At 68.5% G+C, this 15,584-nt stretch carries 17 protein-coding genes; 7 read left to right on the plus strand and 10 right to left on the minus strand.

Going from position 1 to position 15,584, the window contains the following annotated elements:
• Positions 1–49: 49 nt before the first annotated feature.
• Positions 50–646 (minus strand): TetR/AcrR family transcriptional regulator, encoded by a 597-nt coding sequence (locus ACFVJ5_RS03675; RefSeq protein ID WP_379218338.1) that lies wholly within the window; start codon positions 644–646, stop codon positions 50–52.
• A 227-nt stretch (positions 647–873) separates the two neighbouring features.
• On the opposite strand from ACFVJ5_RS03675, the gene ACFVJ5_RS03680 reads away from it, so the two are divergent.
• Positions 874–1,221, plus strand: a complete 348-nt coding sequence (locus ACFVJ5_RS03680) for a hypothetical protein (protein ID WP_379218339.1) — start codon at positions 874–876, stop codon at positions 1,219–1,221.
• Positions 1,214–1,846 (plus strand): Dabb family protein, encoded by a 633-nt coding sequence (locus ACFVJ5_RS03685; RefSeq protein WP_379218340.1) that lies wholly within the window; start codon positions 1,214–1,216, stop codon positions 1,844–1,846. Before ACFVJ5_RS03680 ends, ACFVJ5_RS03685 begins: the two co-directional genes overlap by 8 nt.
• A gap of 115 nt (positions 1,847–1,961) precedes the next feature.
• Here the strand turns inward: ACFVJ5_RS03685 and ACFVJ5_RS03690 are convergent, their stop codons facing one another.
• The 4 genes from ACFVJ5_RS03690 to ACFVJ5_RS03705 all read right to left on the minus strand — a co-directional run bounded on the left by ACFVJ5_RS03690 (position 1,962) and on the right by ACFVJ5_RS03705 (position 6,313).
• Positions 1,962–2,810, minus strand: coding sequence for an IclR family transcriptional regulator (locus tag ACFVJ5_RS03690; RefSeq protein WP_358059021.1), 849 nt, complete (start codon positions 2,808–2,810; stop codon positions 1,962–1,964).
• Positions 2,811–2,989: 179 nt separating this feature from the next.
• On the minus strand, positions 2,990–3,895 hold the full coding sequence (bphC, locus tag ACFVJ5_RS03695; RefSeq protein ID WP_379218341.1) for a biphenyl-2,3-diol 1,2-dioxygenase: 906 nt from the start codon (positions 3,893–3,895) through the stop codon (positions 2,990–2,992).
• A 26-nt stretch (positions 3,896–3,921) separates the two neighbouring features.
• Complete coding sequence (locus tag ACFVJ5_RS03700) at positions 3,922–5,100, minus strand: acyl-CoA dehydrogenase family protein (RefSeq protein WP_378987669.1); 1,179 nt, start codon at positions 5,098–5,100, stop codon at positions 3,922–3,924.
• Positions 5,101–5,137: 37 nt separating this feature from the next.
• Positions 5,138–6,313 (minus strand): Rieske 2Fe-2S domain-containing protein, encoded by a 1,176-nt coding sequence (locus ACFVJ5_RS03705; protein ID WP_378627736.1) that lies wholly within the window; start codon positions 6,311–6,313, stop codon positions 5,138–5,140.
• A 202-nt stretch (positions 6,314–6,515) separates the two neighbouring features.
• Between ACFVJ5_RS03705 and ACFVJ5_RS03710 the strand changes: the two genes are divergently transcribed.
• Positions 6,516–7,121: a hypothetical protein gene (locus ACFVJ5_RS03710; protein ID WP_379218342.1), complete on the plus strand. Its 606-nt coding sequence runs from the start codon at positions 6,516–6,518 to the stop codon at positions 7,119–7,121.
• A gap of 135 nt (positions 7,122–7,256) precedes the next feature.
• The gene (locus tag ACFVJ5_RS03715) at positions 7,257–8,114 is read left to right on the plus strand and encodes a DNA/RNA non-specific endonuclease (RefSeq protein ID WP_379218343.1); all 858 of its coding nucleotides are present in this window, start codon (positions 7,257–7,259) and stop codon (positions 8,112–8,114) included.
• 24 nt (positions 8,115–8,138) lie between these two features.
• Here ACFVJ5_RS03715 and ACFVJ5_RS03720 read toward each other — a convergent pair whose 3' ends face one another.
• On the minus strand, positions 8,139–8,672 hold the full coding sequence (locus ACFVJ5_RS03720) for a VOC family protein (RefSeq protein WP_379218344.1): 534 nt from the start codon (positions 8,670–8,672) through the stop codon (positions 8,139–8,141).
• A gap of 108 nt (positions 8,673–8,780) precedes the next feature.
• Positions 8,781–9,443, minus strand: a complete 663-nt coding sequence (locus ACFVJ5_RS03725; RefSeq protein WP_379218345.1) for a TetR/AcrR family transcriptional regulator — start codon at positions 9,441–9,443, stop codon at positions 8,781–8,783.
• A gap of 142 nt (positions 9,444–9,585) precedes the next feature.
• Here ACFVJ5_RS03725 and ACFVJ5_RS03730 point away from each other — a divergent pair, with 142 nt between their 5' ends.
• Positions 9,586–10,548, plus strand: a complete 963-nt coding sequence (locus tag ACFVJ5_RS03730) for an oxygenase MpaB family protein (protein ID WP_379218346.1) — start codon at positions 9,586–9,588, stop codon at positions 10,546–10,548.
• A 17-nt stretch (positions 10,549–10,565) separates the two neighbouring features.
• On the opposite strand, the gene ACFVJ5_RS03735 is transcribed toward ACFVJ5_RS03730, so the two are convergent.
• Positions 10,566–11,171: a TetR/AcrR family transcriptional regulator gene (locus ACFVJ5_RS03735; RefSeq protein WP_379218347.1), complete on the minus strand. Its 606-nt coding sequence runs from the start codon at positions 11,169–11,171 to the stop codon at positions 10,566–10,568.
• Positions 11,172–11,243: 72 nt separating this feature from the next.
• On the opposite strand from ACFVJ5_RS03735, the gene ACFVJ5_RS03740 reads away from it, so the two are divergent.
• Positions 11,244–12,005 (plus strand): 3-hydroxyacyl-CoA dehydrogenase, encoded by a 762-nt coding sequence (locus ACFVJ5_RS03740; protein WP_379218348.1) that lies wholly within the window; start codon positions 11,244–11,246, stop codon positions 12,003–12,005.
• Between the two features lie 141 nt (positions 12,006–12,146).
• Complete coding sequence (locus ACFVJ5_RS03745) at positions 12,147–13,526, plus strand: wax ester/triacylglycerol synthase family O-acyltransferase (protein ID WP_379218349.1); 1,380 nt, start codon at positions 12,147–12,149, stop codon at positions 13,524–13,526.
• A 55-nt stretch (positions 13,527–13,581) separates the two neighbouring features.
• Here the strand turns inward: ACFVJ5_RS03745 and ACFVJ5_RS03750 are convergent, their stop codons facing one another.
• Both ACFVJ5_RS03750 and ACFVJ5_RS03755 read right to left on the minus strand, forming a co-directional pair.
• The gene (locus tag ACFVJ5_RS03750) at positions 13,582–14,466 is read right to left on the minus strand and encodes an alpha/beta fold hydrolase (RefSeq protein ID WP_379218350.1); all 885 of its coding nucleotides are present in this window, start codon (positions 14,464–14,466) and stop codon (positions 13,582–13,584) included.
• A 93-nt stretch (positions 14,467–14,559) separates the two neighbouring features.
• Positions 14,560–15,576, minus strand: a complete 1,017-nt coding sequence (locus ACFVJ5_RS03755) for an ABC transporter substrate-binding protein (protein ID WP_379218351.1) — start codon at positions 15,574–15,576, stop codon at positions 14,560–14,562.
• Positions 15,577–15,584 lie beyond the last annotated feature (8 nt).

Here is a 15,584-nt window from a genome sequence, read left to right on the forward strand (position 1 = left end):
GGCTGGTGCAGATTCCTATCTGTGAAAGAGAGCCGTGTCGTCAGGGAGCTCAGGCCCTGACCTGACGCCAGCGGGGGTCCTGGACCGCGGCCAGGGCGGCTTCCATACAGACCGGCAGCGAGGTCGCCGGGTTCCGTGCATCGCGCAGCCATTGCAGGAGACCGAACTCCGCGGCCGCGAGCATCAGATGCACCAACAGCCCCGGCGTGGGATCGGCCTCGGGATCGCGTGACATCCGGTGGGCCACGAGTTCGACCAACCGGACTCGGTGATCGGGCGGGATGAAGGTGACCCGCTCCAGCAGATGCGGTGCGGTCATGAACGCCGCCCGCCACTGCTCGAGCTCCTCGACCGGCAACGACGTCGAGCGTGCCAGGATCGCCCCCGCCAACGCGATGTCGGCCGGCTCGTCTCCGGGGCGAGTCTCCAGAAGGCCGGCGACGCCGGTCCCTCCCTCTCGCACCGGCTCCAGCAGCAGGTCCTCCTTGCTGCGCACATGCCGGAAATAGGTACTCGGCGAAACCCCCGCCTCCGCCGCGATCTGTTCGGTTGTCACCGCCTCGAATCCGGACCGTGCGAACAACCCGTAAGCCGCCCGCTGAATGTCGTCGCGAACCCGACGACGCTGCCGATCGCGCAATGACATTGCCCACCACCACCTTCGAGAACTGTCCGGCGGATGACCCACCACGTCCGTGGTGAAAGTATCACCCGATATGAGAGTGACTGTCAAGATGGCTGTTGATGTCATTCGGTGGGCCGCGATCACGTTCCCGTGAGCGTTGGTTTCGAGCGACTCGACCAGGGCCCGTGTTCTCCCGCTGGGCGGAAACACCAGGTCGATGCCCGTCGGCCGCTGCCTACTGTCGGCGGATGGAAGCCACGAAGGTCTATGTGATCGACACCGTAGTGACCAAGCCTGGACGGGCAAGGGAATTCGTCGACGCCTATCTCCGCGACTACGCGCCGGGCGCGCGGGAACGCGGGATGGTGCTGGAAAGGATCGTGGTGAGTCCGCCCGTGTGGTTCCCCGACGAGTCGAACACGATCATCGCGAGCTGGTTCCTCGACGGCGCCCAGGGCTGGTGGGAGATGACCTGGAAGGGGCGTGCGGACGAGTCGGTGCGGCAGTGGTGGGCCTCGGCGCAGGAGCTGATCGTCGAACGGACCCGCTCGACCGGCGCGCTCGCCACCGACATCGACAGGCTCGGCAATGTTTGAAGTGACTCGGCTGGTGCATCTCTCGCCCGGCGCCGATGCCGGGGTGCGCGACCGGCTGATGACCCGGGTGCGTGACATCGCCGCCCCGACCGCACGCCGCGTGCTGGTCGAGCCCACGTTGCCGGGAGTGCGCAACGGTGGTGATGTCCTGGTGCACTTGCGCTTCGACGAGTCCGCAGACTGGACAGGGACCACCACTGAGGTGGATACCCTGCTGAGCGAGCGTCCGGTCGCCCACGTCGACGGCGCTGAATATCAAGGCGGCACAGCGGGTATCGCCGAGCCGGACGCCACCGGGTCGGTATACCGGGTATTGCTGCTGCGAGTCGAGCAGGACACCCCGTGCGCGACGGTCGAGCGCTTCGAGGCAGACCTGCTGCGGATGCCCCGCTACCTGCCGGGCATCCGGTCCTGGCAGTTGAGCCGGGTCACCCGTGGCACCGGACTCTCGGCATGGACGCATGTCTGGGAGCAGGAGTTCGCCGACCTCGACGCTCTCGCAGGCCCCTATCTGATGCATCCGGTCCACTGGGCGCACGTCGACCGCTGGTTCGACCCCGAATATCCGGACATGATCGTCCGCGACCGGATCTGCCACAGCTTTTGCGTGAACCGCGCGCTCTGACGGAAGTCATCGTCCGCGACCGGATCTGACCTGATGCTGCGTGAACGACCGGGTCTGATCAGTCGCGCCGTGCGCCGCCCGCGTTCGGGCTGGCGGCATACGGCGCGACGCGGGATCAGGCCGTACGCGGCCCGCGGTGGTCGGCATACGAACGGCCGACGCCCAGCGGACGAGGATGCTGCTGCAAGGTCGGGTGTACCCGGACCCGGCCGTCGTCGACGTGGCGCCAGATATTGAGCGCGGTCGTGCGCACCGGCGCGCTGAGCCGGTGATCGAACAGCATCCGATCCACCGGTCCGCACACCGACACCGCCGCCACGGCGGCCTCGCCGAGATCGCCGATGGGCGCCGCGATACAGCCGAAGCCGGGCAGCGACTCCTCGCGCTCGACGGCGATCCCGTGCGCGCGCACCTTGTCCAGCTCGGTGTCGAGCTGGGCCTTGGTGGTGATCGAGTAGCGGGTGCGCGCGCCGGCCTGGCCTGCGAGGGCGTCGGCGACGCGGCGCTCGTCGGAGTAGGCCAGGATCGCCTTGCCGACCGCGGTACAGGCAGCGGGCCGTCTGCCGCCGACGCGGGTGGGCACCACGGCCGACAGCTCGCCACCGACTTTGTCGAGGTACACGACGTCGGGACCGTCCAGCACCGCCAGGTGCACCACGAACCCGGTGACCCGGTGCAGTTCGTGCAGGAACGGCATCGCCGCACGGTGCAGCCGGTCCTGGTGCACCGCCAGCGAGCCGAGCTCCATCAGCCGGATGCCGAGTTCGTAGTCGCGCCCCTCACGACGTAGCCAGCGCAACTGCACCAGCCGATCGAGCATGCGATGCGCCGAGGACCGGGGTAGGCCGGTGCGCCGGACGATCTGGGCGAGCGTGAGCCTGCCCGGGCCGTCGAAGGCGTCGAGCAGCAGGGACGCGCGATCGAGGATCGCGCTCGGGGTGGTGGCCTCGGCCTGGATGACCATGAGCTCTCCATTCGGATCTACGAGCTGATGCCCACTCGCATATTTCGATTAGGCATATACCTATTCATACCATCCGTTGTGGTCGTTGTCACATGAATCGGCGGGCCAATATGAAAAACGACGGCCCCTGGCCCGAGCGAGAAGCTCGGGCCAGGGGCCGTCGTGGGCTACCTGCGGAATTACATCGCCGCGAGCGGCTCGCTACCGGACCAGTCGTGGCCCCAGTAGCTGTCCGCGGTGATCTCCTCGGCGCTGTAGTACGTCTCGTCGACCCGCATGCCTTCGGTGCCGAACTCGATATCCCAGCCGCCGGGCGCGCGGACGTAGAACGACACCATCTTGTCGTTGGTGTGCCTGCCCAGCGTCGAGGACACCGAGAAGCCGTCCTTGGTCACCCGATCGAGAGCCTGGCCGACCGCGTCGAGGGAGTCGACCTCCACCATGATGTGCACCAGGCCCGGCGCGCCACCGTGCGGAGCCGGGCACAGCGCCAGGCTGTGATGGCGTTCGTTGACACCGAGGAACCGCACCCGCATCGGGCCGTACTCCGGCGGCGCCGGGATCCGGAACGCACCGCGCGGCAGGAACCCGAGTACATCGGTGTAGAAGCCGAACGCGCCGTTGGGGTCCATGGTCGGCAGCACGACATGGCCCAGACCCTGTGCGCCGGTGACGAACTTCGCGCCGAACGGGGTGATCACCGGGCTGTGATCGAGCACCGCGCCGTGGAAGATCTCGAGGGTGGCGCCGGTGGGGTCCTGGAAGGTGATGACCTCCTCGACCCGGCGCGCGTCGGCCTCTTCGACCGACAGCGGTTTCACCGCGATCCCCGCCGCCGTCACGGCTTCCTGCACGCGGAGCAGTGCCGCGTGGTCGCGGACTTCCCAGCCGATCGTGACGATGGCGTCGCTGTCACCCGGCACGATCGTGATCCGTGCCGCGCGCTCGTCCATCCGCAGGTACAGGGCGTTCTCGTCGGGCCCGCTGCCCTGGGCGAAGCCGAGCACCTCGAACGCGAACTTGCGCCACCGGTCCATGTCGGCGGTCTGGATCTTGACGTAGCCGAGGCCTTTGATGTCTGTCATTTCCGTTGTCCTTCGTGGTGTTCGGGTCAGATCATCGAGCGCAGGTTGTCCGCGGGCTCGAGACCGAGGGAGCTGACGGCCGAGGCGTGGTACACCGTGCTCGGCACGTGGATGGCGTGGGCGAGGCCGACGTGCGCGTCGCGCCAGTAGCGCTGCAGCGGCTTGTCGATCCGCATGGCGTTGCCGCCGGAGCGGGCGAAGATCTGGTCCACGGCGGTGACCGCGCGCCAGGCCGCGCGGACCTGGGTGCGCCGGACCGCGGCCCGCTCGGCGAAGCCGATCTCCTTGCCCGCGTCGACCGCGTCGAAGATCTTGTCGGCGTTGGCGAGCAGTTCCTGGCGCGCGGCGTTGATGTCGGCGGCGGCCTCGCCGATGGCGAACAGCACGTACGGATCGTCCTTGACCGCGGTGCCCTGGGCGCCGACCCGGTCGCGCTGGTAGTCCAGGTGCGCGGCCAGCGCGCCCTCGGCGATGCCGACCACCGCGGAGCTGATGCCCAGCGGGAACATCGTCGACCAGGGCATCTTGTACAGCGTCTCGGTGACCCCGTACTCCTTCTGCGCGGTGCCGTCGATGACGTGGTCGCCGTTCATCACCCGGTAGTCGGGCACGAACGCGTCCTTGACGATGATGTCCTTGGACCCGGTGCCCTTGAGGCCCACCACATTCCAGGAGTCCTCGACGATCTGGTAGTCCTGACGCGGCAGGATCATGTGCAGCATCGTCGGCGGCAGCGCCATCTTGCCCTCGGCGTCACCGAGCATGGCGCCCAGGAAGATCCAGTCACAGTGGTCGGTGCCGGAGCTGAACTGCCAGCGGCCGTTGAAGATGTAGCCGCCGTCGACCGGACGGGCGATGCCGGTCGGCGCGTAGGGCGAGGCCATCCAGGTGTCGTGGTCGTCGGCCCACACCTCGTCCTGCACCTTCGGATCGGCGAAGGCCAGCTGCCACGGGTGCACGCCGACGATGCCGGCGATCCAGCCGCTGGCCGGGTCGAGCGCGGCGGTGGCCATCACCGTCTCGGCGAACTCGCGTGGATGCGCCTCGTAGCCGCTGTACTTCTTGGGCTGCAGCAGGCGGATCGGCCCCGCCGTCTTCAGCAGCTGGGCCGTGGCATCGGGCAGCTGCCCGAGACGCTCCGCCTCCGGTGCCTGCTCGCGCAGTTGGTCCGCGATGGCGGCGATATTGTCGAGAACTCTGGTCATCTCCGATGATGCTTTCTGTTCGTGGTGGGGTGAGGGATCAGGACATGGTGTCGATGACGGCGCCGCGGGCGATGTTGTCGGCCACCTCGGCTTCCCAGCTCGTCACCGCGCGATCGGTATCGATCTCGAACTCGAACCGCTTGGTCATGTCCTCGGTGACGTCGTCGACGTCGACGTAGAACTGTTTGTACCAACGGCGCAGCTGATACACCGGGCCGTCTTCCTCCGACAGCAGCGGATTGTCGATGGGCGCCTTGTTCTTCCAGATCTCGACGTCCTGCTCGAATCCGTACTCGACGCCCTGCGCGAACTGCGCCGCCATCGCGTTGGCGTCCTCGTCGGACATGCCCTCCGGCTTCTTGACCATCGCGCCGTACTGCAGCACGAACGAGTTCTCGTCGACCGGGTAGTGGCAGTTGACGAGCACCGTCTCGATTGTCATCCCGTTCGATTCGCTCCACAGCCAATCGAGCATGTACGACGGACCGAAATACGAGGCGTCCGAACGCAATGCGGAATCCGGGTCGTCGTAGCTGGTGCCGACGGTGACGTCGTGGCGCGGGGTCGAGCGCATGTACTGGGTGGCGACGTGGCCCTCGAAGACGTTCTTGAAGTAGCGCGGGAACGAGTAGTGCACGTAGAAGAAGTGCGCCATGTCGACGACGTTGTCGACGATCTCGCGACAGTGCGAGCCCTCGATCAGAATCGAATTCCAGGTCAGGTCGGTCCACTCCGGCGTGCCGTAACCCTCGATCTCGGGAATGGTCACGTCATCGGTGGGCTTGCTGCCCTGCGGGTCGTGCCAGACGTAGAGCTGGCCGTTGCGCTCCAGCGTCGGCCAGGTGCGGGTCTTGGCCAGCGGCGGCACCCTGCGCGCGTACGGAATGGCCGTGCACTTGCCGTTACCGCCCCAGCGCCAGTCGTGGAACGGGCAGGCGATCGAGTCGCCCTTGATGGTGCCGCGCGCGAGGTTGCCGCCCATGTGGCGGCAGTAGCCGTCGAGCACGTGCAGCGCGCCGTCGGATTCGGACTGGAACACCACGAGCATGGTGCCGAAGGCCTTCACCTCGTGCGGGTTGCCGTCGCGGAACGACGAGAGCAGGCCGAGGCAGTGCCAGCCGCGGGCGAACCGAGTCGGCGCCGCGGCGGCCTCGATCTGCCGGTAGTCGGCGGTGGTGTCCTGCGATCGGCCGTTCGGCGAGTTCTCCGGCATCGAAACCTCCATGTTCGGACGGAGTGGGATGAGCTGCGCCGATGGTCGCGCCGCGCGAGGGTCGGCGGGTCGTGGTGTTCCCGGTCAGCGGACATGTTTTCGTCCCGATCGGCCGCTGTCCCGATGACCGGGAGAGGAACCGATCACAGCCGGCGGACCGCCCTACCGTGACGGCATCGGTTTCGACGAGCAGGAGTGAATCATGGGTAACGTCGCGGTGGTACTGGACACCGATGCCATCCGGCTGTTCGCACAAGCGGCGCGCTCGGACAATCCGGCCTACCAGCTCGCCGATCGACCGGTGGTGCCGCCGACCTTCCTGCCCGCCGACGGATCAGTGGCGGGGGAGCGGGTCGAGACCGATCACCGGTTCTTCGGTCCGCCCCCGCGCGCGGGTGACCAGCTGACCGCGATCCGCGCGGGTTCCCCCGGCCAGCCCGCCGTCGGCGCCGCCGAGTCGCTCACCCGATACTTCGACCGCACGGGCGGTCTCGTCGCCGAGTCGTGGGCAGCGGCGGAAGCCTTCGCGGGCGAGCAGGCGTCGCCGCAGGCGGCGGCGCTGCTGGCGACCTACGCCACCGACTGGCTCGGGGCCGAGGCGATCCGCCGCTTCCGCACCAGGTCGGTGCGACCCCTGCCGCCCGGCGATGTCATGTCGTGCTCGGGGCGTGTCACGCAGAGCTATGTGCAGGACGGCGAATCCCGTGTCGATGTCAGCCTGTGCGGCGCCGATGCCGCGGGCACCGTCGTCGTGCGCGCGTGGGCTACCTTCGCCGTGACCGGCGACGGGACACCGGACCCCCGATAGAGGCGCGGACTTCTCCTGCGGCCCGCAGGCGCGGACAAGTAGTCGACTACTCGTGAGGATGTCTCCGGTGGCGACGACGATCGTGTGTACGCAACCGCCGACACACCTTGTCTACCCTTCGGGAAGGGGCCTGCGATGACCGTCCACGTGGATTCTCCGTCGATAACCGGTATCGAGAGCGACGCGCCGCGGACCGGGTACGACCCGGATTTTCTCGGGTCCAGGGTCGAGGTTCCGGAACTGGACGCGGACGTGCGCGGCGATGCGGTTCGCCTCGACGGCTCCGACGTCATCAGCTACACCCACTTCTCGTTGGCGCTGAGCAGGCCACGGCGATTCGCGTTCTGGGTGGCCTGGAACATCGACGGCGCCGCGATGCGCAAACTTCCCCGCACCGGCATCGACTTCGTCAAAGACCCACGCGTCCCCGCCGAGGCGCAGGTGGGAAACGAACTCTACCGACGGAATCGGCTCGATCGCGGGCACCTGGCGCGGCGGGCGGATCTGCTGTGGGGCAGTGAGGCCGAAGCCGAGCAGGCCAATGTCGACTCGTTCTTCTACACGAACATCACCCCGCAGATGGACGACTTCAACCAGAGCAGCCGCGCCGGGGTGTGGGGCCAACTCGAAGACGCGGTGTTCGCCGACGTCGACGTCGACAACCTGAAGGTGAGCGTGCTCGGCGGGCCCGCCTTCCGTGCTGACGATCAAGTGCATCGCGGCGTGGCCCTGCCGCGGGAGTACTGGAAGGTGATCTGCTTCGTCGAGGGAAACCGACTGCGGTGCAAGGCGTTCCTGCTGACCCAGCACCTCGACGAACTCGAAGCGCTCGCCCTCGACGAGTTCCGCGTATTCCAGGTCGCCGTGGCCGAGATCGAACAGCGAGCGCACTGCCGATTCCCGGCCGCGCTCCATATCGCCGACACTTTCGTGACCCAGGAGTCGGTGGACCAGCGCAGCCCGCTGGAGTCGACGGCCGACATCAGCTGGTAATTCGCCACCGGACACCGGTGACGGTCAGGAAGTCGCCGCCCGACGTGCCGCCACGCGCGCCCATACCTGTGGATCGGTGCGTGGGCCGCCCGCGGTGGTCGCGCCGTACCGCTGGATCTGGGCGTCGATGTCGAGTGGCGCGGTCAGCGAGGTACCGGGAGCGAGCGCGTCCTCCACGTGCTCATCGGGTACCAGCCAGCACACCTCGAACTCGATGCCGTCGGGGTCGCGGGCGTAGAGCGCCTTGGTCGACCCGTGATCGCTTGCCCCGGTCAGTGCGCGAGCCGCCGTCAAGCGGTCGCGGACGGCGACGAGCTCGGACAAGGTGTCCACTTCCCAGGCGACGTGATAGAGCCCGACCGAGCCCGCCGGGCCTGCCGCGGGTGTCCTGGCCTGGAAGAGCCCGAGGTCGTGATCGTTGGCCGAGCCGGGGTAGCGCAGGAACGCGCCGCCGGGGAAGCCTTCGGCGAGCCGCTCGAATCCGAGCACGTCCTCGTAGAACGCGATGCTGCGCGGCAGATCCGCGACGAACAGAACGATGTGGTTGATTCCCCGCATCTGGCGGTGGCCTCCTCGATCGACAGTTCTCGATCTCCGAGAGTCCCACGCCGACCTCCGGTGACACCACTGGATGACCGGGGAGTGGGAAGGTTCGTGGCGCTCGCGCTATTTCGCCGACTTCGTCGCGGTGACGTGGTGCGCGCTGTCGGAGCTCAGCAGCAGCCGGGCGATGAGGTCGGTGAGATGTTCTCGGGTGGTGTCGAATTCGCCGCGCATCCAGGCCGCGACCAGCTCCAGCGCACCGCTGACCACGCTGTAGGCGGTCATATCGGCGTCGAGCGGATCGGCGGGTTGGGCGAGGATCTCGCGGCCCACCGCCGACATCGCGCGGGCGATCGCGTGCTGGGTGGTCAGCCGCGCGGCCTGCAGTGCCTCGGTGCTCTGCGTGTTGAGCAGCAGGGTCGATCGGCGCGGGTCGGCGAGCAGAAAGCCCAGTGCGGCGTCCGCCGCCGCGCGCACCTGGCTGTGGACGTCGGGCTCGGCGTCGTGGGTGGCGGTGACCACCGCGGCGATGCCGAGGGCGGTGTGCTCCTCGACCAGCGCGGTGAGCAAGGCGTCGCGGTCGGTGAACTGCTCGTAGAAGTAGCGATCGTTGAGCCGGGCTCGGACACAGACCGCCCGTTTGGTGACCGCGGGCGCTCCGCCCTCGGCGAGCAGGTCGAGCGCGGCGTCGAACAGCGCGCCACGACGGCGGGATCGGCGATCGTCCGCGGCCACACCGCCGTAGACGCGCGTCGTCGTCGTCGCGTCGTCGGAGTCGTTGCGCATGGCCGCCCTTCCTCGTCCCAGGGCGCCAGAATAGTCCACCCGGAACTCTTGACCCTCTCTCAATTCTGGTGCACTCTGACACCAGACTAGTTTGTGGTGCCGTCCTGCACCAGAACTGTCGGCGGAACAAAGGAGTTCACCGATGACCTGTCCTGTGCCACATCAGGAAACCCGCTCGGTCGACGTCGCCCCGGCGTCCTCGCGCGAATCCCACAGCGCCGTCGCACGATTCGAACGTGTCGGCGGATCGGTCCTGTTCGGTTTGTTCGGGGTCGGCCTGTTCGACCAGCCGATGCTGCCTCCCGTGTCGGCCGCGCTCGAGGCCACCGGACGTTCGCGAAACCAGCCGTGGGCGCGGGCGGTGCGCACCGCGGCGGCCGACCAGCTGATCTACCACGGCGAAGACGCCGACCGGGACGCCGAGTCCCAGCGGCTCATGCTCCTGCATCGCGACGTCAAAGGCGTCGGCCCGGACGGCGAACGCTATTCGGCGCTCAATCCGCACGCCTGGAACTGGATCCTCTACTCGACCTTCTTCGTCCAGCGCGGCGCCTACCTGGCACTGACCGGCGACACCCCGTCGCCGGCCGCCGACCAGGCCATCTGGGACCACTACCGCACCAAGACGCGCGGCCTGCACCTCCCGGGCAACTCGCAGCCGATCGCGAACTACGCGGACCTGGCCGTCCACTACGACCAGATGATCACCGAACTGCGCGCGACCCCGGCGCTGGAAGCGGCCACCACGACGGTCCGCCGCGCACCACGCCCGGACTTCCTGCCCGCCCTCGCCGCCCCGCTCTGGTGGGTGAGCGCGCCCGGTTTCGGCTATGTCGCGATGGTTCTCGGCTGCGGCATCATGCACCCCGAGGTGCGCGCCAAGATGCCGATCACCTGGACCGCACGCCACGACCGGCACTTCCGAGTTCTCACGGCCGCCCTGCGCGTCGCCTACACCCGGCTCCCGGCCGCGGTCACCGACTCCCCGATGGCCCGCAATCGGCGCAAGTACGAACGCCTGGTCGGGCGATACCGGGAGGTCGGCCTCACCTCGTTCGCGCCGGAGATCGGCGAGGCCCGATCGCGGCGGCGCGTGCGAGCGTAGCCACGTGCGAGTCGGGCTCAGTCCGGCACGGAGCCCGGCAGGTGCGGATCCATCCAGCGCAGCATCCGGTCGACCGAATCCGCGCAGTCGCCCTGCGCGCCGGACTCGGCCCACTCGATCAGCGCGGCGAAGGTGGCGGACTGGTAGGCGGTGGCGATGGCCCGGCAGATGGGAGCGGGGGAGCCGTGCAGTCGACCGGCGAGGTAGCCCGACAGCGTGTCGATCCACGGGCGGTAGATCCGGGGAGCGGTCGCGGCCAGTTCGGGTTCGGAGGAGATCAGCCGCAGCCAGTCCGGCGCCAGCTCCTGGATCTGCGGATCGCGCGACACCGATTCGACGATCGCGGACCGCACGACCACCGCGGGCGGCTCCTCGGGGGCAGCGCCGGCGAGCGCGTCTCGTAGCCGCTCCGTCGCGGGCGCGACGCCGATCCAGGCGATCTCGGATCGGGACGAGTAGTGCCGCAACAGGGTTCGCGTGCTGATCCCCGTCGCCTCGGCGAGATCGTTCCAGCTGGTGGTGGCGAAGCCGCGGTCGGTCCACAGGCGCAGCGCGCCGACCGACACGGCCCGGGTGTCCAGCACGGAGGGACGGCCGGGGCGGCGGGGAGCTGGCTGGGTCACCGCGAAAGCCAAACAGTTTTGGCGAAGTGTGTCAATATTCAGTGAGACCTCACCGAAAACAGGAGAAACAGTATGGATTTCGTCAACTCGTCCGCGATCGTCACCGGCGGTGCGTCGGGTCTCGGCTTGGCGACCGTGCAGGAGCTGCACGCCAAGGGCGCCAAGGTCGTGATCATCGACCTCCCCTCGTCCAACGGTGCGGCCATCGCCAAGGAACTGGGCGAGGGCGCGGCTTTCGCGGCCGCGGACGTGACCGATGAATCGGCGGTGGCCGCGGCCCTCGATGTCGCCGAATCGCTGGCACCGCTGCGGATCGCCGTGAACTGCGCCGGCATCGGCAACGCGATCAAGACGGTCGGCAAGAAGGGTGCGTTCCCGCTCGCCGATTTCACCAAGGTGATCAACGTCAACCTCGTCGGCACGTTCAACGTGATCCGGCTGGCCGCCGAACGCATGTCGGGTACCGACCCGGTCGGCGAGGAGCGCGGCGTCATCATCAACACCGCCTCCGTCGCCGCCTACGACGGCCAGATCGGCCAGGCCGCCTACGCCGCGTCCAAGGGCGGGATCGTCGGCCTGACCCTGCCGATCGCGCGTGACCTGGCGAGCTTCAAGATCCGCGTCGTCACGATCGCGCCCGGCCTGTTCCGCACGCCGCTGTTCGAGACGCTGCCCGAGGAGGCGCTGCAGTCCCTCGGCGCGCAGGTGCCCCATCCCTCGCGTCTGGGCCGGCCCACCGAGTTCGCCGCGCTGGCCCGCCACATCGTGGAGAACCCGATGCTCAACGGCGAGACCATTCGCCTCGACGGCGCCATCCGGATGGCGCCGCGCTGAGTTGATCTGTGCGACAACGCCTTCGGCCGGGCACTTGGCCCGGCCGAAGGCGTGGACGGCACCGGCGTACCACTTGTGATCGTCGTCAAAGTTCGGTCCGTGCTACAGCAAAACTAGAACGTGTTCTAGTAGGCTTCTGCTATGGAACAACTCACCGGATTGGATGCCAGTTTCCTCTATCTGGAGACCGACACCCAGCATCTCCACGTCTGCGCACTGCTGATCCTCGACCCGGCCGACGGCCACTACTCCTTCGACAACCTCCGCGACGAGCTCCGCAAGCGGTTGCCCCTCATCCCGCACATGCGCCGCCGAATCCACCCGGTGCCGTTCAACCTCGATCATCCGCTGTGGGTCGACGATGCCGAGTTCGACATCGACAACCACATCCGGCGCGTCGACCTGCCGGAGTCGGGCGGTCTGGCCGCGCTGATCGGTGCCATCGCCAGCCACCCGATGGATCGGAGTCGGCCGCTGTGGGAGATGTCGGTGGTGGAGGGGCTCGACGACGGCAAGGTGGCCGTCGTCTGCAAGTACCACCATTCGGCCGTCGACGGCATCACCGGCACGAACATGATGATGCACCTGTGCGATCCGGAGCCGGGGACCAGTCGCCCCGAGCCCGAACCGTGGCAACCGGAACCGGTGCCCGGCGATCTGGAACTGGCCGCGCGAGCCGCGGTCCGCTTGCCCGCCAGGGTCGGGATGCTCGGCATGGTGCCCAAGACCCTCGGAATGGTCGCGGGCTTCGCGCAGCGGCGGCGCAACAATGAGGCGGGGATGGAACTCCCGTTCTCCGCACCACGCACCCCGTTCAATCAGGCCGTCACCGCGGCGCGGTCGGTCTCGTTCACCAAGACCGACCTCGGCGCGATCAAGGAGATCAAGGCCGCGTTCGGGGTGAAGGTCAACGATGTGGTGCTGGCCGTCGTCGGCGGAGTGCTGCGCCGCTATCTGGCCGACCGGGGCGAGCTGCCCGATCGCTCCCTGATCGCCTCGGTGCCGGTGTCGGTGCACGAATCCACCCGGCACACCGAGGGAATCAACAAGGTCTCGACGCTGTTCTGCCGCCTCGGCACCGATGTCGCCGATCCGGCCGAGCGGCTGGAGGTGCTGGCCGTCGCCAACCGCGAAGCCAAGGCCGAGCACGACATGATCGGCGCCGACTTCCTGCAGGACTGGTCGAAGTACGCCCCGCCCAACACGTTTCGGCTCGCCTCGCGCGTGTACTCGTCACTGAAGCTGGCCGAACGGCATCCGGTCGTGCACAACCTGGTGGTCTCGAATGTGCCGGGTCCGCCGATGCCGCTGTACTTCCTCGGCGTCCGGGTGGACGGGATGTTTCCGTTCGGTCCGGTCTTCCACGGGGCCGGGCTCACCGTCACTGTGCTGTCGAACTGCGGCGACCTGGATTTCGGCTTCATCGCCTGCCGCGACCTGGTTCCCGATGTCGAAGCACTGGCCGACGCCGTACCCGCCGTGGTAGATGACCTGCTCGCCGCGGCGCGGGCCAGGGGCTGACCACCCGCCCCGGCCGATCGCCCTGTTCGCCACCGGCGTCGAACAGGGTCGTCACCTACAGCCGCGCCGCCACTGCTCGACACGCGTCGGCCAGCGCCGCGACGAACCGGTCCGGCGCGACAGCGCACGCCGCATGACCCGCCGCGAGCGGATGAATACTCGCCCCCGGCACGGCGGCCGCGAGTTCGATCTGCCGGTACACCGGGATCGCCCGATCCCTGGTCGTGATGACCACCGCGGTCGGCATCCGCAGCTCCGAGAGCCACGCGGTGGCGTCGAACGTCCCGATCTCGGCGAGCACCGGCGCCAGCGCCCATCCACTCGTACTGCGGAATTCGCCCACCGCCCAGCGGCGGAGCTGCCCCGGCACCAGGGCGGGCGGCAGATCCGGCAGGGTCCGCGTCAACCGCCGGGCGCGGCGATACGGATAGTCACCCAGCGCCTCGGCGACGGACGCGAAACCGCGATGGAACGCCCGCTCGCGCCACTTCTCCTGGAAGCGATACGGAGTCGCGCACAGGACCAGTCCCGCGACCCGCTCGGGGAACCGGTGGGCCGTGAGCAGCGACACGATCCCGCCGAGCGAATAGCCAACGCAGACGAAGCGATCCAGGCCCAGCGCGTCGGCGACCGCGACCACGTCGTCGGCGCAGTCGTCGAGCCGGAACCGTGCCGACTGGATTCCGCGCCCGTGCCAGCGCTGATCGAACAGCACCACGCGATACCGGGCGCTCAGCGACTCCAGCGCCGGAAACCAGTTCAGTGCCGCCGTGCAGGCGGTGCCGTGCAGCAGGATCAGCACCGGCGCGCCGGGTGGTCCGGGGATGTCGACGACATAGGTCTGTCCACGTCCGGGAAGTTCGAGCATCCGCCCACCGGGGATCTCGTCCACGGCGGGCACGACGAACGGCCCCGTCCGCACCGATCGCACAGATCCCACGCGGGCCTCCTCGGGCATTTCTAGAACTCGTTACAGTTCATGATGGCATATCGAGGCGACAGGCTCGGTGATAGCAGCGTCAAGGGGTCGAGGTCAGCGGACCTTCTTCGCGTCGCGGATCGTGGTCGCCAGCCGTTCCAGCAGGGGAGCGGTGGCGGCGTGGGAGAACCGGAAGATCGGCGACCAGGGCGCGACCTGCCCGGCCGTGACCGCGGGCAGGCTGCGCCAAACCGGCCGGTCGGCGAGCGCGGCCTGCTGCAGGCCGGAGGTCCGGTCATCGAGCAGGATCAGGTCGGCCGGATAGCGGTCGGCCGTCTCCCAGCTCAGTGATTGGAAGTAGCCGCCCGGATCGACCTTGTCGGGAATGACGAATTCGACCCCGAGTTCGGTGAAGTAGCTCAGATCGGCCGAGGCGCGCGGGTCGGAGGCGTAGAAGAGTTCGGGGGTTGCCGAGGCGGCGAGCACGCGCAGGCCGGGACGCGCCGCCACGGCGTCTCGCACCGCCTGGGACGCGGCGGCGAAGCGCTGCTCCGCGGCCGCGACCGCCGGGGTGGCGGTCTCGGCGCCGAGTGCCGCGGCCAGGGCGCGGTAGCGCGCGATGATGTCGGGGAGTCGCTGACCGGCGATCTGCACGGCGATCACATTCGGGTTCGCCGACTCGATCTTGGACAGGTTGTCGTCGGGGACGTACCAGAGTCGGCCCGGCACATAGGAATCGGTGACGAGCAGGTCCGGCTCGAGCGTCGCGTACTTCTCGATGTCGAACTGACCCCAGGCGTCACCGACGACGGTCACCGAGTCCGGATCGAGGTCGCCCAACATGTCGCGGGCATGCGCTTCGCCGAAAATGCCCACGATGGGCTCGCGTACCCCGTAATCGACCAGCGCGCCCGCCGATCCGGTGAAGGCGACCACCCGGCGCGGCGTCCCCTCCGTGCGCACGGTGCCGCCACGACCGTCGGGAAACTCCCAGCTCCCGGTGTCGTCGCGGCTATCGTCGGTGCCGCCCCCGCACGCCGCGAGACTCGCACTCACCCCGACTGCCCCCGCCACCGCGAAGAACCGGCGTCGGGAGAGAGTGTGGTCCTGTCGATCCTGGTTCGCGATCACGGTTCTCC

Source organism: Nocardia sp. NPDC127606 (assembly GCF_042671725.1).
In the GTDB taxonomy this organism is placed as follows: Bacteria; Actinomycetota; Actinomycetes; order Mycobacteriales; family Mycobacteriaceae; genus Nocardia.

Coding starts and splice junctions, on each gene's coding strand:
- ACFVJ5_RS03705 (WP_378627736.1), bottom strand. CDS start 6,313: ATGCCGGAGAACTCGCCGAACGGCCGATCGCAGGACACCACCGCCGAC.
- ACFVJ5_RS03680 (WP_379218339.1), top strand. CDS start 874: ATGGAAGCCACGAAGGTCTATGTGATCGACACCGTAGTGACCAAGCCT.
- ACFVJ5_RS03675 (WP_379218338.1), bottom strand. CDS start 646: ATGTCATTGCGCGATCGGCAGCGTCGTCGGGTTCGCGACGACATTCAG.
- ACFVJ5_RS03745 (WP_379218349.1), top strand. CDS start 12,147: ATGGAACAACTCACCGGATTGGATGCCAGTTTCCTCTATCTGGAGACC.
- ACFVJ5_RS03730 (WP_379218346.1), top strand. CDS start 9,586: ATGACCTGTCCTGTGCCACATCAGGAAACCCGCTCGGTCGACGTCGCC.
- ACFVJ5_RS03700 (WP_378987669.1), bottom strand. CDS start 5,100: ATGACCAGAGTTCTCGACAATATCGCCGCCATCGCGGACCAACTGCGC.
- ACFVJ5_RS03740 (WP_379218348.1), top strand. CDS start 11,244: ATGGATTTCGTCAACTCGTCCGCGATCGTCACCGGCGGTGCGTCGGGT.
- ACFVJ5_RS03685 (WP_379218340.1), top strand. CDS start 1,214: ATGTTTGAAGTGACTCGGCTGGTGCATCTCTCGCCCGGCGCCGATGCC.
- ACFVJ5_RS03690 (WP_358059021.1), bottom strand. CDS start 2,810: ATGGTCATCCAGGCCGAGGCCACCACCCCGAGCGCGATCCTCGATCGC.
- ACFVJ5_RS03710 (WP_379218342.1), top strand. CDS start 6,516: ATGGGTAACGTCGCGGTGGTACTGGACACCGATGCCATCCGGCTGTTC.
- bphC (WP_379218341.1), bottom strand. CDS start 3,895: ATGACAGACATCAAAGGCCTCGGCTACGTCAAGATCCAGACCGCCGAC.
- ACFVJ5_RS03725 (WP_379218345.1), bottom strand. CDS start 9,443: ATGCGCAACGACTCCGACGACGCGACGACGACGACGCGCGTCTACGGC.
- ACFVJ5_RS03715 (WP_379218343.1), top strand. CDS start 7,257: ATGACCGTCCACGTGGATTCTCCGTCGATAACCGGTATCGAGAGCGAC.
- ACFVJ5_RS03720 (WP_379218344.1), bottom strand. CDS start 8,672: ATGCGGGGAATCAACCACATCGTTCTGTTCGTCGCGGATCTGCCGCGC.